The organism is Marinactinospora thermotolerans DSM 45154 (genome assembly GCF_900167435.1).
Classification (GTDB): Bacteria; Actinomycetota; Actinomycetes; order Streptosporangiales; family Streptosporangiaceae; genus Marinactinospora; species Marinactinospora thermotolerans.
In genome coordinates, this window is record NZ_FUWS01000004.1 from 13,366 (window position 1) to 29,338 (window position 15,973).

The window sequence follows — 15,973 nt, forward strand, 5'->3', positions numbered from 1 at the left end:
AGGCCGGACCGCGAAAGGACCGCGGAACCGAGCCGGACGGCAAGTTCTCGGCTTCTTTCCGATCTCAGGACCCCCGTCCGTCCCAGGGGAGGAAGAGACGATGGACACCACCCCGCCGGCTCCTGTCTCCACTCGGCCCTCCCCGCGCCGTCGCGCCCCCCAGACGTGGCCGCGGGCTCGCGCTGCCGCCCGTGAGCTCGCGACCGCCCGTCCGCGGGGAGCGGTCACCGAGGTCGCGCTGGGAGAGGCGTTGGGGTCCACCCTCGCCGTGGACCTCGTGGCGCGGGTCGCCGTCCCCTCCCTCGACACCGCCGCCATGGACGGTTACGCGGTGGCCGGCTCCGGACCCTGGCGTGTCCTGGGGCGCCTGCTGGCCGGAGCCGAACCCCGAGACGCCGCGTTGTCCTGCGGCCAGGCGGTGGAGATCGCGACCGGCGCGCCGGTCCCCGCCGGGACCCTCGCCGTCCTGGCCCACGAGGAGGCGGAGCGGAACGCTCACACCGTGTCGGGGCGGGTGCGTCCCGGCCGTCATATCCGCAGGCGCGGTGAGACGACCCCCCTCGGCTCGGTCGCCGCTCCCGCGGGGTCCCCCGTCACCCCGGCCCTCCTGGCCCTGGCGGCCGGTCTGGGACACGACACGCTGCGCGTGCGACGGCCCGCGGTGCACGCCCTGGTCACCGGGGACGAGGTCCGCCTCCACGGCACTCCCGCCCCGGGCCAGGTCCGCGACGCGATCGGGCCGATGCTGCCGGGCACGGTCTCCTGGGCCGGTGGCGTGCTCACCGCCATCACCCACGTGGGCGATGACCCCGCCGAGCTCACCGCGGCGCTGGAGCGCGCGGTGGGAGAGGCCGACATCGTCGCCGTGTGCGGGGCCTCCTCGGCCGGGCCCGCCGATCACCTGCGCGCGGTTCTCGGCGGGTTCGGTGCCGGCTTCGTCGTCGACGGGGTGGCCTGCCGGCCCGGTCACCCGCAGTTGCTCGCGGCGTTGCCCGAGGGGCCGTTGGTCGTCGGACTGCCCGGCAACCCCGGCGCCGCGCTGGTCGCGGCGCTCACGCTCCTCGTACCGGTGATCGCCGGCCTCGCCGGCCGGCCCGACCCCGCGCCCACCGGGCGGCGGGTGCGCCTGGCCGGTGACGTCCGCCCCCATCCTGTCGACACCCGGTTGATCGGCGTGCGGCTGTGCGGGGAAGGCGCGCTGGCCGTCGAGCACGTGGGGCCTGCGGACCTGCGCGGCGTCGCGGTCGCCGACGCGATCGCGGTCGTGCCGCCCCAGGGGAGCGGGGACCTGGCCGAGCTGCTCCGCCTGCCCCGGTGACGTGGGGAGGGGCCGACGTGCCCGGCGCGCTTTTCGTACACTGTGGACAGTATTCACCTAGGCGTCGTCAGGGGGACGTGTCGACGGACCCCGCCGCGCGGAGGAGCCGGCCATGACCACTCAGCCCCTGAAAAGCGCGCCCACCGCGAAGGTGCAGCGTCCGGTCCCGTTGCGTGAGGCGGTGTATGAGGCTCTGTTGGAGCTGATCACCCGGCGTCAGTTGGAGCCGGGGCGGCATCTGGTGGAGAGTGAGCTGGCGGTCCAGTTGGGGGTGTCGCGTCAGCCGGTGCGTGAGGCGTTGCAGCGGTTGAGCAACGAGGGGTGGGTGGACCTGCGGCCCGGGTATGGGGCGTTCGTGCACCGGCCGACCGAGAGCGAGGCCGATCAGCTGCTGGCGGTGCGGGCCCTGTTGGAGACCGAGTCCGCGCGCCTGGCCGCGCGCAACGCCGACGAGGACGGCGTCGAGCGACTGTGGGCGGTGTGGCGGGCCGGGACCGCGGCGCTGGGCCGTGGCGACGTCGACGCCGTCGTCACCGCCAACGCCGACTTCCACCGCGGTGTCACCGAACTGTCCGGCAACACGGTGCTGGCCGAGCTCGCGGCGCAGGTCGATCGCCGGGTCCGCTGGTATTACGCCCCGGTCGCCCGCTCCCGGGGCCGGGCCTCCTGGGACGAGCACGCGCGGATGATCGAGGCGGTGGCGGCCGGCGACGCCGAGGAGGCCGCCCGCCTCATGCGCGAGCACACGGAGCGGACACGCCGCACCTACCACCGGCAGATCGACGGCACCGGATGAGGGGACGCCGCCAGGGACGATCGACGCGCCCGCCCTCCGTCGCGTAGCGTCACCGGCATGAGTGTCGTCCGTACCGACGCCTGCCGTCACCCGTCACCGCGTCTCGGAGGGATGAAGTGAGCGCCACGGTCGCCGCCGCACAGGAGGCCTCCGGGGGGTTCACCGGCTGGGTCATCAGCGTCATGGAGGCCCTGGGCGGGCCGGGCGCCGGCTTGATCGTCGCGCTGGAGAACCTCTTTCCGCCCATCCCCAGCGAGGTGATCCTGCCCCTGGCCGGATTCACCGCGAGCCAGGGGAACATGAGCCTGGTGGGGGCGATCCTGTGGACCACGCTGGGCTCGGTGAGCGGGGCGGTGCTGCTGTACTATCTCGGCGCGCTGCTGGGCCGCGAGCGTATCCGCGCGATCGCGCGGCGCCTGCCGCTGGTCAAGGTCGAGGACGTGGAGCGGACCGAGCGATGGTTCGACCGGCACGGGCGCGCGACCGTGTTCTTCGGTCGCATGATCCCGATATTCCGCAGCCTCATCTCCATTCCAGCGGGCGTCACCCGGATGTCGATGCCCTTGTTCCTGCTGTTCACCACGTTCGGCAGTCTCATCTGGAACACCGTCTTGGTGGTCGCCGGTTACCTGCTCGGCGAGAGCTGGCACCTGGTCGAGGGCTACGTCGGGGCGTTCCAGAAGGTCGTCGTCGCCGTGGTGGTCCTCGCGGTCGGCTACTTCGTCGTCTCCCGGCTGCTGCGCCTGCGTCGGGAGAGGCGGGCCGAGGGTGCCGGTGACGGCTGAGCCGGCCGGCGCTGTAGCCGAAACGACGACGGCGCCCCTGGGCGAACCGATGTGAGGGCGCCACCGTCGGACCGGCCGGGTCAGTCCCTGCGGTAGTAGAGCTCGCCCGGCCTCAGCTCGGCCGAACCGAACAACTCCGAGACGGTGACGAAGTGGTAGCCCTTCTCGGTGAGGCCGCGCAGGATCTCGGGGACGGCGTCCACGGTCGACTTGTGCACGTCGTGGAGCAGCACGATGCTGCCGGGCCGGGTGTCCGACAGCGTGGTGTCGACCGTCTGGGCGGTGTCCTGGGTCAGCCAGTCACGGGTGTCGAGGTCCCACATGATCATCGGAAGACCGACATGTTCACGCGTGGAGTCGTTGTAGGAGCCGTAGGGCGGGCGCATCGTGCGGGGCGGCGCCCCGATGATCTCCTCGATCGCCCGTGAGGTGCGTTCGGTGTCCTCGGCGACCTCGGCCCCCGACAGCGTGGTCAGGTCGTCGTGCCGCCAGGAGTGGCCGCCGTACTCGTGGCCCGCGCCGACGGCGCCGCGCATCAGGTCGGCGTGGTCGCCGACCAGCTCGCCGAGAACGTAGAAGGTCGCCCGCGCCGAGTAGCCCTCCAGGTACTCCAGCAACCGCGCGGTATGGGCTCCCGGGCCGTCGTCGAAGGTCAGGGCGACGCAGGGGACCCTGTCGCAGTCCAGCGCCGGAACCGGATCGGCCGCGGCGGGTTCCACTTTCCGGGCCGGGTCCGTGGTGGCCGCCGTGCGCGCCAGCGCGCCGAACTCCGATAGCAGGGGCTCGGTGTCGTCCTGGTCGAGGACGACCTGGAGGCCCGTGCCGTCGGCCGTGGGCAGTTCTCCGGGACTGAAGCTGACCACGACGTTGCCCGCGGCGTCGAAACCGATGTCCTCCAACGGCGATCCGGTCAGCCTGCGGGCCAGCTTCCAGGCCGCGTCGGCGTCGGTGGGCGCGGGCGCGGTGGAGACGGCCTCGGAGTCGGGGGCCTGCGTCGTGGCCTCGCGCAACCCGCCGGGCAGCCGCTCCGGGGCGATGCCCCCCTCTTCCAGCGAGTCGGCCACCTGGGCGGTCAGGACCCCGATCGCGGGTTCGCCCCGGAGCAGGGCCGTCCAGGGCAGGACCGCGCCACTGCGAACGTCGTACCAGCGTGTGGTCGCCGTCACCGAGGTGTCACCCCCCGCCTGGATCCGGCTGACGATACGGGCCCCCAGGGCGTGGGGGGAGGCGGCCAGCAGGACGGCCTCCTGATCCAGCGCGCGTGGAGAGTCGCCCGCGGCCCCGTCCTTGGCGGTGAGGAAGTCGGTCTGCCGCTCGGCCATGGTGGTGCGCAGTTCGCTGGTGAACGGGTCGGCGCCGGGGACGACGGGAAGCCGCATGCTGGTCGCCGCGTCACCGGGAGTGGACAGATGCTGCTCCCGCAGGCCGGGAAGCCGGTCGGAGGTGACGGTGACGAGTCCGGAGGGGGTGTTTCCGGTGCTCCCCATGAGCTTTTCCAGACCGGGGATCGCGGAACAGGCCGTCGCGCACGACAGCGCCATGACGATGGAGAAGGAACGGAAGGCCCGGCCTTGTGCGGTGCCGGCGAGGAAAGTGACGGAGAACACGATGTGGACGTCCTAACAGTCGATGACGTGCGGACGCGGCCGACCGGCCAGGTCAGAGCCTGAAACGGTGCCGTAGGGCGAACGTACGGCGGTCGAGAAGAGACGTCCTGGTACGGCTCGCCCTTTATAGGAGCGAATAAGGCTCTTTTTCCGGCGTCGTGAGGAAACCGTTAATCCGTCCGGGGGGCGAAAGCCCCTCCGGTGTGTAAGCGGAGCCGGACACACCCGTCCTCCTGCGGTATCGGGGGAAAATTTTGTAGTTGTATGGCGACAAGGAGTGATGACCGCTTGTCCGGCCCCCGCAGGAACCGGTGCCCCTCCGGGCCGGGCCGGCGGCGGACCGTTACGTCGGCAGATTGCGAGACACATGAGGGCCCTAGTCACCGGGGGCGCCGGATTCATCGGCTCCCACCTTGTCGACCACCTCCTCGACGCCGGCCATCGGGTCGTCGTCCTGGACGACCTGTCCACCGGATCCCCGCGCAACCTCGACTCCGCCCTGCGGCGGTCGGGACTGGAGTTCGTCCAGGGATCGGTCCTGGACCCGGTGGCCGTACGCCGCGCCATGCTCGGCTGCGACACCGTCTTCCACCTGGCCGCGCCGGTCGGCGCCCGCCTGGTCCGGGAACGTCCCCTCCACGCGGTGCGGACGATCGTCGGCGGGACCGAAACCGTTTTGGAGGCCGCGGCGGACATCGACTGCCGGCTCCTCTACGTCTCCTCCGGAGAGGTCTACGGGCACGGCACCGGCCGTCCGCTGCGCGAGGACGACGACCGCGTCCTGGGGTCGCCGCTGGACACACGCTGGTGTGCGCCGACGGCCACCGGCCTCGCCGAGCTCATCACCACCCGACACTGGCGCGAGTACGGGGTGCGCGGCCTCAACGTCCGCCTGTTCAACGTGGCGGGACCCCGGCAGAGCGCCCGTCAGGGCGCGGTCATCCCCACCTTCGTCGACCAGGCCCTGCGCGGACGCCCCTTGACGGTCCACGGCGACGGCCGGCAACGGCGCTGTTTCTGCTCGGTCGGCGACGTCGTCCCCGCCCTCGTCGCGTTGATCGATCGGCCGACGCTGCACGGTGAGACCGTCAACATCGGTGGAACCGAGGAGATCGACATCCTCGGCCTGGCCAGGCGGGTCCGCGACCTGACGGGATCCGACAGCGACCTCGTGATGATCCCGTGGGAGGTCGCCCACGGGCCGGGGTACACCGAGACCGGTCACAGGATCCCCGACACGACACGGGCCCGCGAGGCGATCGGCTGGAACGCGGTGACCGGAATCGACGAGATCATCGGCGCGGTCGCGGCCTCGCGCGCTGTCGACGCCGACCTGATCGGCACCGACCTCCTGGCCTGAGGCGGACGGAGCGGCCCGTCGTCGGCGCGGTTCCCGTTGCGGCCGGCGGTCCGAAACCGTTAGCCGACCATCAGCCTCCATCCCCGTGGGGACGGCCAGGCCGGGCACCTCGATGACCACCCGCGACCGCCCTGCCCCGGCTCGTCCCACGACGTCCGGCCGGCCTCGTCGGTGCGGGGCGGATCCGCCGTCCGCGGCGCCCACCGGCCGCGATGGCGTGGCCGTGTCCCGTCGTCGGCTCCGGGCGATCGCCGTCGCCGGCGTGCCGGAGGGCCGCCGACGTGACCGGGCCCTTCACCCACCCCGGCCCGGCTGGCGCGGGCGTGAGAACAGCGCTCACGGGCCGGCGCGGGGATGGCGATCCAGGAACCCGGCGGCCTCCGGCCGGCTTCGGACCGCCACGTGAACGGATGAGCGGGGTGTTTCGTTCGGGGCGGGAGCGAGCAGGGGCGGACCGGACGAGAACAGCCCGGTCCGGTTCTCGATTCTGTGACGGATGGGACGTGAGATGCGCGCTGATAAGGCTGTTCTGGCACTATCAGGGGGAATAATCCCATTACGACAGGAAAGCGCTACATGAGCTACCCGGGTCAGCCTCCGTACGGTCCAGGTGGATGGGGGACGCCGCCTCCGCCGGCGCGAGGACCTTCGCAGGCCAACATGATCGCCTCGCTCATCCTCAACATCCTCGGCCTGTGCGGCTGCTGGATGCTGTCGATCATCGGTCTGGTCCTGTCGATCATCGCCCTCGCCCAGAGCGGTTCCCAGCCCGAGACCGCGCGCAAGCTCACACTGTGGTCGTGGATCTGCTTCGGTGCGGGCGTCGCGCTGTTCGTGCTGTTCGTCCTCATCTACATCGTCGCCTTGGGCGGCTCCTACCTCTTCCTGGGGGCCGACGGCTCCTACTGAGCGGTCGGGTCGGGCCCGTGGGAGCGCATCCCACGGGCCCGACCCGTGTTCGACGCAGGGGTCACAGGCGGTGGCGCATCCAGACGTTGGGTTCCACGTAGACGGCGTAACCGTGCTCGATGTCGGCCACGACGGGGACCAGGGCGCCGGGGACCTCCACCGGTCCCGAGGCGTCGAAGGGCAGTCCGGTCCACTCCCGCCACTGCGCCAGGGTCGCGGGGATCGTCATCGACAGCGGGGCCACTCCCTCGATCGTCGCGCCCAGCCGCGCGTGCACGCGGAGCCAGGGGTCGTGGGGCAGTCCGTCCTCGCGTGTCCAGGTCACGTACTCCTCCATCGGGACACGGGGGTGGAGGTGTTTGGCGGTCGGCCGCACCGGCGCGACAAGCGTGTCGTAGCCGAGTCGTCGGCAGTTGTCCCGCATGGCCCGCAGCATCACCGAGGACAGGCCGCGGCCGAGGTAGTCGGGGGCCAGCGATATCTCCAGCGCCGAGACCGTGTCGGTGCGGACACCGGCGTGGTGGTCCTCCACCGCCCACGACACCACCTGGTCCCAGCCGGACTCGGGGAGTTCGGCGGTCTCGTCGTCGCCACGGGACAGCCGGAAGGGGACGCTGACCGCCCGTCCCACGATCCGGTCGGGATCGGCGGGGTCGAAGGCGAGCAGGGTGTAGTCGGCGAACACCGCGCGGTGGGCGAAGAGGGAGGAGAGGACGGGGTCAGCGGACATGAAGGGCGCGAAGGTCCCGTCCAGTTCGTACATCCGCTCCAGCAAATCCGGACGTTCGGCGACAGTGTAGATCAACAGTGGTGTTTTTTGCACAAAAGGAGCTTGGCATGCGCCGTGGGGGCGCGGTGCGCACGGCTCCCCTTATCCCCTCGCGTTCACCCCGCGACCACCGTGGCGACGATCCGCCGGACCTGCGTCACGATGTCGTCGAGGTCGCGGATGAACTCGGCCGAGATCACCGCGGGCCCGCTGGCGCGGGGAATCGGTGTGTGCAGGTGCCCGGCGGGGATCGAGCGCCCCGAGACCTCGCGGAGCACGGTGTTGCGGTAGGCGATCTCGTTGGACAGGTAGTCCCCGCCCCCTCCCTCCCGCGCGGTGGAGCCCGGAGTGGGACCGTGGGGACGTTCCACGGGGGAGTCCATGCCCGCGGGGATCTCGACCACCCTCGTGTTGTCGAGGACGGGGAAACGGCCGGTCTCGGCCGCCGCGATCGTGGCCCTCGGCAGGGTCGAGACCGTCCACTGGGGCAAGGGGGACAAGGCCGGCAGGCCCACGGGAGGAGGGGGCACCGGTTCGGCTCGCCCGGCCCCCTCGTTGTCCGGCGCGCCACCGCGCCAGGCGCCGTTGTAGGCCTCCAGGTCGAAACGCCCCGCCCGCCCCTGGCTCACGGTGATCACGGCACGGGCCGGCCGGGGACCGAGCAGGTGGGGCGCCAGCACCTGTTCGACCACGCCATCGGTGAAGTCACGCCAACGCACCGGGAACAGGGCCGCGCAGACCTCTACCTCCGTGTCCGCGCAGGCCAGGACCTGTCCCGCCAAGGCGAGAGCCGCGGCACCCGACGGGTTGGCCCGGCAGATGTCGACGTCAAGCCGGAAGGGGTCGAAACCGGTCACCACCACCTGGGGCCGCTGGGCAGGCGCCCGCCGGATCGAGGTCCACCCCCGGGAACCGCGTTCCAGCTCCGTGACCAGCCCGGCCTGTTCGGCCGCGTCGATCCCGGCCACGGGGCGCCACTGGCGCAGGGCCACGATCATGCGCAACCGCGCCCAATACAGTGGCCGGTCGTCGCAGGACGGCAGGTCCCCGTGCCGCCGGTCCGCGCCCTGGGCCCGGCGCGTCGCCGCGCGCCACAGCCGCACACCGTGGCGGCGCACCACCTCATAGGCCGCCCCGGCCCCTTCGGCCCGGCCCAGTTCCACGGCGAAGTCCTCGACCCCGCGTCCAAGACCGGAACGCCGCAGGATCTCGTCGGCGGCCTCCTCACCGGCACGCGCCTCCTCGACCGTGAGCGGGGCGTGGGGGTCCAGGCGGCGGCCCAGCGCGGCGGCGTGGGCCCGGGCCAGATCCGGCGCTGCGCGGCAGAGCGGCGCCGCGGCCGGTGCGGTCCCGTCCATGGTCATGGCGCCCCTCCTCGATTCCCGGCCCCGCGCACTCCGCCCCCTCGCGTCTCAGCCCGGCAGCCGGAAGTCCGGCTCGGCCTGGGTCGTCTGGACGTCCATCTGCGCCTTCTGCAGCCGCCCGGAGTAGTCCCAGTTCATCGACTGCCAACGGGTGAACTGGTCGAGCACCCACACCCCTGAGAGCCGGCTGCCGTTGCCCGAGCGCCCGTTTCCGCCGAAGGGCAGGTGCGCTTCGGCGCCGGAGGTGGAGTTGTTGACGCTGACCATGCCGGCGCCGATACCGGAGCGGAACGCGAACGCCTTCTTCGCGTCCGTGGTGTAGATCGAGCAGGACAGGCCGTACCCGGGCAGGTTGGCCAGCTCGATGGCCTCCTCCAGGTGGCGGTAGGCAGTGACTCCGATGATCGGTCCGAAGGTCTCCTCGGTGAACACCCGGTCTTCGGGGACCACCCCGTCCAGGATGACCGGGTGGTAGAACAGTCCGGCCTGCGGATCGCCGACGAACCCCGCGCGGGGGTTGGCCGGGGTGATGCGGCCGACCCCGCTGGAGCCGAGGACGCGATGGTGGTCGCCGATCCAGCCGAGGAAGGACTCGTAGCGCTCGGCGAAGCGGTGGTCGATCATGGGACCGTAGAGCACGTCGCGGGTGGGATCGCCGATCGGTGCGGCGGCCGTCGCCTCGGCGAGCATCGAGACGAAGCGGTCGTGGACGGACTCGTGGACCAGGGCGGTCCCCAACGAGGTGCAACGCTGGCCCGCGGTGCCGAACCCGGAGAACAGCGCGCCCTCCACGGCCACCTCCAGGTCGGCGTCCTCGGTGATCACCATCGGGTTCTTGCCGCCCAGCTCCAGGCACGGTGTCTGCAGGTGCCGGCCGCACAGCTCGCCGATGCGGACGCCCACCGCGCTGGAACCGGTGAACCCCACCTTGTCGACCAGACCCTCCCCCAAGGCCGCCGACAGCCCCGCGAACGTCTCCTCCCCGTCGGCGTAGACCAGGTTGAGCACCCCCTCGGGCAGGCCCGCGCGGGTCAGCAGCTCATACAGCGCCCACGCGCAGGCCGCGGAGTACTCGGCCGGCTTCCAGACCACCGCGTTACCGGTGAGGAGGGCGGGGATGATGTACCAGGCCGGCACGGCGACGGGGAAGTTGCCCGCGGTGATGATCGCGGCGACCCCCACCGGCGTGCGGAAGGTGAAGAGCTGCTTGTCCGGCATCTCCGAGGGCACGCTCTGCCCGTAGAGACGGCGGCCCTCGCCGCGGAAGAACTCGCACGTGTCGATGATCTCCTGCACCTCGCCACGCGCTTCGGCGAGCGTCTTGCCGATGTCACGGGTGACGATTCGGGCCAGCGCCTCCTTGTTGGCCGTGACGAGGTCGCCCATGGCGCCGATGACCTGGCCCCGCACCGGGGCGGGGACTCGGGCCCACTGCTGTTGGGCGTTCTTGGCGGCACGACAGGCCGAGACGAAGTCGGCGCGGTCGGCCAGGCTCACCTCGGCGACGGTCTGCGCGGTGTCTGCGGGGTTGACCGAGACAAGGGGGGTCTTTGCGGCGGGGAGCCGTTTTCCCGCGATGACGGAACGCAGGTCGAGGGGCGTCGCTGTCACAGATGCTCCATTGCTCGTGGGCCGAAGGGCGGGGCCGTCCCACGCTGTGCCACGCGGCGGGGTCCTGCCCCGGGGAGGGGTGTCCAGGTCGGGCCGTCCCTCCCCGATCGCCGACACTGCCATGTCGTCGGCCCGCGTTCAAGAAGCGACGGATCCGTTCCAGGCGAGGCGTACGCAGCCGGTGACCCGATCAAATGATGGAAAGCGAACCGATCAGACGAGGGAATCGGAGACTCCCCGAGGTCAATCGGCGTGCGGACCGAAAAGACGGGGAGAAAAGGGGGCGCCGATCGCTGCCCAGAAGCGGGGTCGGGCGCCCTTTCCCCGCGCCTCAGGAGAAGCGGAGAGGGAGGCGATGCCCGGCGGACGGGCGACGCCGTGGAGAACGCCGGAAGACACCTGGTTTCGGTTTGAAGAGGACGCGCTTAACCTGCGGTGATGATTTTACGCCCCCTTGTCGTTACTTGATGTTGTTTCGCATGCTCAGAGGCATGGTTGACATCATCTCCCGTTCCGAATGGGGCGCGCGCGCTCCCAGATCCCGCCAGACCACATCCTGGTCGGCGCGTACCGAGTTCATTGTCCACTACTCCGCCGGGCCGCCCTCGCAGACGCCGCGGCAGATCCAGGCGTTCCACATGGACTCCAACGGCTGGTCCGACGTGGGCTACAACTTCCTCATCGACACCGACGGCAAGATCTACGAGGGGCGCGGATGGCTCGTGGTGGGCGCGCACGCCACCGGCCACAACACCTCCGGTATCGGCGCCTGCTTCATCGGCGGCAACGGCGACGCCACCCCGGCCACCCGCAAGGCGATCCGGGCCCTGTACGACGAGGCCAACCGCAAGGCCGGACGCACCCTCAAGATCCGGGGGCACCGCGACGTGGGGTCCACGGACTGCCCGGGTGACGACTTGTACGCGTGGGTGCGCGACGGCATGCCCGCTGATGGGGCCGGTGAGGCCGACGGCGGTGGAGGAGGCAGCGGGGGAGGCGGACAGGTCCCGCCCTGGCCGGGCGTCTACCTCTCCTACCCGCCCATAACCCGCCACCCCGCGGTCTCCACCTGGCAGGGGCGCATGCGGGAGCGCGGCTGGTCTCTCACGGTGGACGGCGCCTATGGCGCCAGGTCGCGGTCGGTGTGTTCGGCGTTCCAGCGCGAGAAGGGACTCACCGTGGACGGGATCGTCGGTCCCGACACCTGGCGGGTGGCCTGGACGGCGCCGATCACCTGAGCGACGGACGCGGCGACACCGATGGCGAAATCCCGGAATTCCAGCTTTGGAGTCCCGAATCGTTCCGCCCATCCGCTCTCACCTGCGGTAACGCATCCAAGTGAAAAGTGGATGCGCTCCCGACCAGACGGATCGAACCCCGCCCTCATGTTCCGCTCGTGTTCTCGTGGGAAAGAGGGGGGTGCCGCTGGCACCGGGGACGTGTTCCACCGCACCGGCGGCACGGGTGCGCGGGACCGAGAGCGCGCTCGCGAGGACCGGGGGCAGGCCGCCACCGGACCGGGGGGACGACCACGTGCAGATTCAGGACGGCGTGCCGGCCGGCCGGACAGCCGGCCGCCGCGGGCCGTCCCGCGGGGACGCCGTCGCGGCCCACCGCGGTCCCCGAGGCGCCATACCCGCCCGTGCGCCGATCGCCGCCACCGCGGGAGGGCGCCGTCCCGGTTCGCCGTGGCGGCATCGGCGTGGAGTGGGAGACCTCGTTCCGGTTCCCTTGACACGCGGCCGGAAACGGCCGTTCGCCACGCCGACTCTGGTCAGCGGAAATGTCCCTCGCCTCTGGCAGTCTCTCGGCATCGCGCGGACGAGCGTCAGCGACGCACCGGCTCCGAGGAGCGGAGTCGTCGACGCGCCACCGACCCCGGCCGGCCCCCCGACCGGCTCCGAGGCAGAAAGGAACCGAGCGTGACCCGTCATCGGAACACCGCCGGGCAGACCCCCAGGATCCTGCTGGTTCTGACCTCGGGGCTGCTGCTCCACCCCGCCATGACGCTGACCACGGCCCTCGCGGGCCCGGGGGCGTCGGTGCTGGTTCCGCTCGGTGCCGCCGGAGGGCTGTGGGTCTGGGCGTTGCGCATCATCTGGCGCGGGGTCGCCGGCGGCGGGCCTCACCCCTCGCGGTCCTCTTCTCCGCCCGCGCAGCGCGGCGCTGTTCCCCGGAGCTCCCCTTCGGTGTCCCGCGCCCCTGGTCCCCGCTCCGGCCGCACGGTCCGTCCCCGTCTCGTGTCCGAGCCGCGCAGGACCCGTCCCGCGGGTTCCTCCCGGAATCGGGCCCGGGCGCACGGGTACCCGGCACGTTCCAGTGCGGGCCGTGCCCTCCGCGCGCCGCAGGCCCTCTCCGGCGCGCGCGCCCACCGTCCTCCCCGATTGGTCTACGAGGACAGCCGACGCTGAGCCGTCATGTTCCCGCCGGGCCATGGTGGGCAGGGGACCGCCGGTGCCCCGTCCGTGGGGGCGCCGCGGCCCTGGCACCACGGGGTGCCGGAGCCGGTGACTCCGGGAGGCAGACATGAGCGCACAAGACGTCGTGTTGGTGGGTGGGCCGTTCGACGGCCGTCACCAGATCGTGGAGGAGGCCCAAGACGAGGTGGTCCTGTCGCGTGACCTCCCGGCTGAGCCCTCCGACCCGCCGGGAGAGGAGTACCTCTACCGGCGTGACATCACCAATCCGGCGGTGTTCGTCCACGTCCCCCGCTAGCGGAACACGACGGGCGCGTGTCACGGTGGCGGGTCTTGGGCTGTCCGAGGCCGGGGCCGTCCGTGGTCCAGGGGCGGGCCCGTACCCCGCGGATCCCTGGCCGGACGGCCCCACCCCTTCAGACGCCGTGACGTGCGTGGCAGGGTCAGGGATCGGAGGCTGACGAGGGGGGACGGGGAGCAGGCGGGGTAAGGAGGACCGCCGTGACCAAGGCGAGGACCTGGGGCGGGAGCCGGCCTTGGTCGATGAGCGCGCATGCCGCTTCGAGGAGGCGCTCGTCATCCAGGTCCGCCCAGTCGGTGTGCGCTGTCATGGCCATCGCCCCTGCCCTTTGGGGCGCCGGTCGTAACAACAGAGCCGGGCCGAGGCCGTGGGGAGGCGAGGGTGGCCTCGCGGCCGAACGGCTCACACGGGACGAAGCCCTGGTCAACACGTCTGAGGGGCGGTGCTCCTCCCTCGGGGAGTTTGTCGGATTCCTTGACGGGCAGTGCCGTGAGTACGGTCCGACAACGCGGCCGAGAGCGAACTCGACGATCACGCCCGCGCATCGCGACGCCTCCCATGGGGCGTGCTCGTCCGGGTCACCACGGTGGAGAACACGCCACTTTTCCCTCGCATCTCCCCAACCGCTGGCGAAAAGAAGGAACTCCGCATGACCACACTTGATACGCGCATCACCGCGCGCCGGCGCGTCCGCACGGTCCACCCCGCCCCCCGTGACCGTCGCTACGAAGCACCGCCCTCCTCGGGCCACGGTGACGTCGCGGCACCGGAGGCGTCGGGCCCCCTCTCCCCGGCGCAGGAGGACGAGCCTGAGGTGGAAGGGACGAGGGAGGAGGAAGGCGGGTCCGGGGACGGCACCGAACGGCGGCACCCCTGCCCAGGAGCGGTGCGCGGTGAGGGGCAGAGGCCCGAAACAGCGAAGGAAACCCACGACGGTGCCACGGGGTGGAAGGAACAGGCCGGCGCGAACAGGACGACGGTCGCCCCTTCCCCGTCCGCGGGGAGCGCCCCCTCCTCCCCTCGGTCCTCCCGGGAATCCGTCGCCCTCCACCGGGAACCGGGCGTGGACCGCGAGGCGCTCAAAGCCGCGCTGCGGCGGATCCCGCCGCGGCGACGCAGGGTTCTCCTGCTCCACTTCTTCGCCGGTAGGTCCCACGCCGAGGTCGCCGAGAGCGTCGGGACGACCCAAAGGGAGGTCGAGGACATGCTGCGGCGGGCGCTAGGCGAGCTTCACGTCGAGCTGACGCCGGCGTCCGGGGAAGGTGCGGCGTAGCCCGAGGGGCCGCGGGGCGCGACGGGACGATGCCTCGCCGCGCCCCGCGGGAGGTCATCCGGCGCTCTTCGGCGCGCGAGGCTTCTTGGCGACCCGGGAGCGGTCGAACAGCGGCTCGAAACGGGTGTTGTACTCCTCGATGCACTCCTGGCACGCGTCGATCTCGCGGATGGCGTACTCCCAGGCGAACTGGATGTTGCCATCGGCGTCGACGCGCTCGCCTTGGACGTCGTGGACGTCGCAGTAGGTACGGGTGAAGACCTCGGTAACCACCGGGGAGTTTCCTCTCGATGACGGGGAAGGCGGGTCGGGCGACCCACCGGGCGCGGCGCGCCAAGGCGGAAACCTACACCCTTGGAGCCCCGCCGTTGACCGGGGTTCGCGCCCCGAGACCGGAGGCTCGTCGCCTATTGCCTGGAAGCGGGGGGCGTGGGCCGGGAGGTCGATCCCCCGTTGTCCCGCTGTTGGCGGTCCGGTCGGGTGGACAGGTACACGCCGGCCGTTCCGGCCGAGGCGAGCAGTGAGCACAGCGCAAGTACGATCCACAGCATCACGGGGTTCCTTCCGACGAGATGACCGCCGAGGGTAACGAGGGAGCGGTCGCCGGTGAGAAGAAGAGCGGCTGAACACGCCGCGTGACCCATCGACACTATCTCTACGCACCTCTACAAAAACCCCGCAGAGGGTAAAACTCCGTCAATTGGTCGGGCGATCCCTTCGGCCTCACGGACGTATCGCCTCTCCCGGAAGGGGGGATACGGCTGCCATAGACTTGCCCGGATCGGGGATCTGGACGAAGGCGGGGGACGTGTCGACGACGAGGTTGCTGGTCCTCGGGGTCGTCGCCGGACGAGACACGGCGCACGGGTATGCGATCCACCACGAGCTGCTCTCCTGGAACGCCCAGGAGTGGGCCAACGTCAAGTGGGGGTCGATCTACCACGCGCTGCGTCAGTTGACCAAGGAGGGCAAGCTCGAAGCCGTCTCCGGCGAGGATCCCACGGGACGGACCGACTACCGGATCACCCCCAAGGGGCGTGCGGAGTTCCTGGAGCTGCTGCGCGGCGCGCTCAGTAGTGCGGGACCGCACGCCGACCTCCTCTCGGCCGGTCTGGCCTTCATGGCGGCGTTGCCCCGCAGCGAGGTGATCGAGCTACTGGAGCGCCGTTGCGGGGCGCTGGAGAAGGAGCGTGACGACATCGCCCCTGTCGTCGGCGTGGCGGACGGGTGGGAGACCCCCGGCACCGAACACGTCCCCGAGTTGTTTCATCTGTGGTACAGCAACGCCGATCACGCGCTGACCTGGACGCGCGGCCTGATCGAGCGACTGCGGGCGGGGGCCTACACCATGGCCGATGAGCTAACGGGAGAGACCAGGCCGAGGTAAGCCTGCTTCGCGTCTTTCCGGGCGCTCCTGTCTTCCTGTACTCAAAGTTGAGCCACCCCCTCTATGGGACTGCAGT

15 protein-coding genes are annotated in these 15,973 nt (G+C 71.4%); 10 read left to right on the forward strand and 5 right to left on the reverse strand.

Translation table 11 applies throughout. From position 1 onward, the window contains the following. Positions 1-100: 100 nt before the first annotated feature. The 3 genes from B5D66_RS07830 to B5D66_RS07840 all read left to right on the forward strand — a co-directional run bounded on the left by B5D66_RS07830 (position 101) and on the right by B5D66_RS07840 (position 2,899). Entirely contained in the window at positions 101-1,318 is a 1,218-nt protein-coding gene (locus B5D66_RS07830; RefSeq protein WP_078761002.1) for a molybdopterin molybdotransferase MoeA, read from the forward strand. A gap of 112 nt (positions 1,319-1,430) precedes the next feature. Beyond that, positions 1,431-2,114, forward strand: coding sequence for a GntR family transcriptional regulator (locus tag B5D66_RS07835; protein WP_078761003.1), 684 nt, complete (start codon positions 1,431-1,433; stop codon positions 2,112-2,114). A gap of 182 nt (positions 2,115-2,296) precedes the next feature. After that, complete coding sequence (locus B5D66_RS07840) at positions 2,297-2,899, forward strand: DedA family protein (protein ID WP_078761349.1); 603 nt, start codon at positions 2,297-2,299, stop codon at positions 2,897-2,899. Positions 2,900-2,979: 80 nt separating this feature from the next. On the opposite strand, the gene B5D66_RS07845 is transcribed toward B5D66_RS07840, so the two are convergent. Next, a complete protein-coding gene (locus B5D66_RS07845) occupies positions 2,980-4,506 on the reverse strand; it encodes a polysaccharide deacetylase family protein (RefSeq protein ID WP_235000849.1) in 1,527 nt (508 codons plus the stop codon). Positions 4,507-4,873: 367 nt separating this feature from the next. On the opposite strand from B5D66_RS07845, the gene B5D66_RS07850 reads away from it, so the two are divergent. After that, positions 4,874-5,866: an NAD-dependent epimerase/dehydratase family protein gene (locus tag B5D66_RS07850; RefSeq protein WP_078761004.1), complete on the forward strand. Its 993-nt coding sequence runs from the start codon at positions 4,874-4,876 to the stop codon at positions 5,864-5,866. A 660-nt stretch (positions 5,867-6,526) separates the two neighbouring features. Beyond that, a complete protein-coding gene (locus tag B5D66_RS07860) occupies positions 6,527-6,775 on the forward strand; it encodes a hypothetical protein (protein ID WP_078761006.1) in 249 nt (82 codons plus the stop codon). Positions 6,776-6,836: 61 nt separating this feature from the next. Here B5D66_RS07860 and B5D66_RS07865 read toward each other — a convergent pair whose 3' ends face one another. The 3 genes from B5D66_RS07865 to B5D66_RS07875 all read right to left on the reverse strand — a co-directional run bounded on the left by B5D66_RS07865 (position 6,837) and on the right by B5D66_RS07875 (position 10,519). Then, a complete protein-coding gene (locus B5D66_RS07865; RefSeq protein ID WP_235000850.1) occupies positions 6,837-7,580 on the reverse strand; it encodes an N-acetyltransferase in 744 nt (247 codons plus the stop codon). 80 nt (positions 7,581-7,660) lie between these two features. After that, entirely contained in the window at positions 7,661-8,908 is a 1,248-nt protein-coding gene (locus B5D66_RS07870; RefSeq protein ID WP_078761008.1) for a hypothetical protein, read from the reverse strand. A 48-nt stretch (positions 8,909-8,956) separates the two neighbouring features. Continuing rightward, complete coding sequence (locus B5D66_RS07875) at positions 8,957-10,519, reverse strand: aldehyde dehydrogenase family protein (RefSeq protein ID WP_235000851.1); 1,563 nt, start codon at positions 10,517-10,519, stop codon at positions 8,957-8,959. A gap of 491 nt (positions 10,520-11,010) precedes the next feature. On the opposite strand from B5D66_RS07875, the gene B5D66_RS07880 reads away from it, so the two are divergent. The 4 genes from B5D66_RS07880 (at position 11,011) to B5D66_RS07890 (ending at position 14,510) form a co-directional block, all read left to right on the forward strand. Further along, a complete protein-coding gene (locus B5D66_RS07880; RefSeq protein WP_078761351.1) occupies positions 11,011-11,757 on the forward strand; it encodes a peptidoglycan recognition protein family protein in 747 nt (248 codons plus the stop codon). Between the two features lie 684 nt (positions 11,758-12,441). Next, complete coding sequence (locus tag B5D66_RS24970; protein ID WP_144390030.1) at positions 12,442-12,930, forward strand: hypothetical protein; 489 nt, start codon at positions 12,442-12,444, stop codon at positions 12,928-12,930. A 115-nt stretch (positions 12,931-13,045) separates the two neighbouring features. Further along, positions 13,046-13,234 (forward strand): hypothetical protein, encoded by a 189-nt coding sequence (locus B5D66_RS07885; protein ID WP_078761010.1) that lies wholly within the window; start codon positions 13,046-13,048, stop codon positions 13,232-13,234. Between the two features lie 652 nt (positions 13,235-13,886). Next, complete coding sequence (locus B5D66_RS07890) at positions 13,887-14,510, forward strand: sigma-70 family RNA polymerase sigma factor (protein WP_078761011.1); 624 nt, start codon at positions 13,887-13,889, stop codon at positions 14,508-14,510. A gap of 54 nt (positions 14,511-14,564) precedes the next feature. On the opposite strand, the gene B5D66_RS07895 is transcribed toward B5D66_RS07890, so the two are convergent. Continuing rightward, positions 14,565-14,783, reverse strand: coding sequence for a hypothetical protein (locus B5D66_RS07895; RefSeq protein WP_078761012.1), 219 nt, complete (start codon positions 14,781-14,783; stop codon positions 14,565-14,567). A 535-nt stretch (positions 14,784-15,318) separates the two neighbouring features. Between B5D66_RS07895 and B5D66_RS07900 the strand changes: the two genes are divergently transcribed. Further along, positions 15,319-15,897: a PadR family transcriptional regulator gene (locus B5D66_RS07900; protein ID WP_078761013.1), complete on the forward strand. Its 579-nt coding sequence runs from the start codon at positions 15,319-15,321 to the stop codon at positions 15,895-15,897. Positions 15,898-15,973 lie beyond the last annotated feature (76 nt).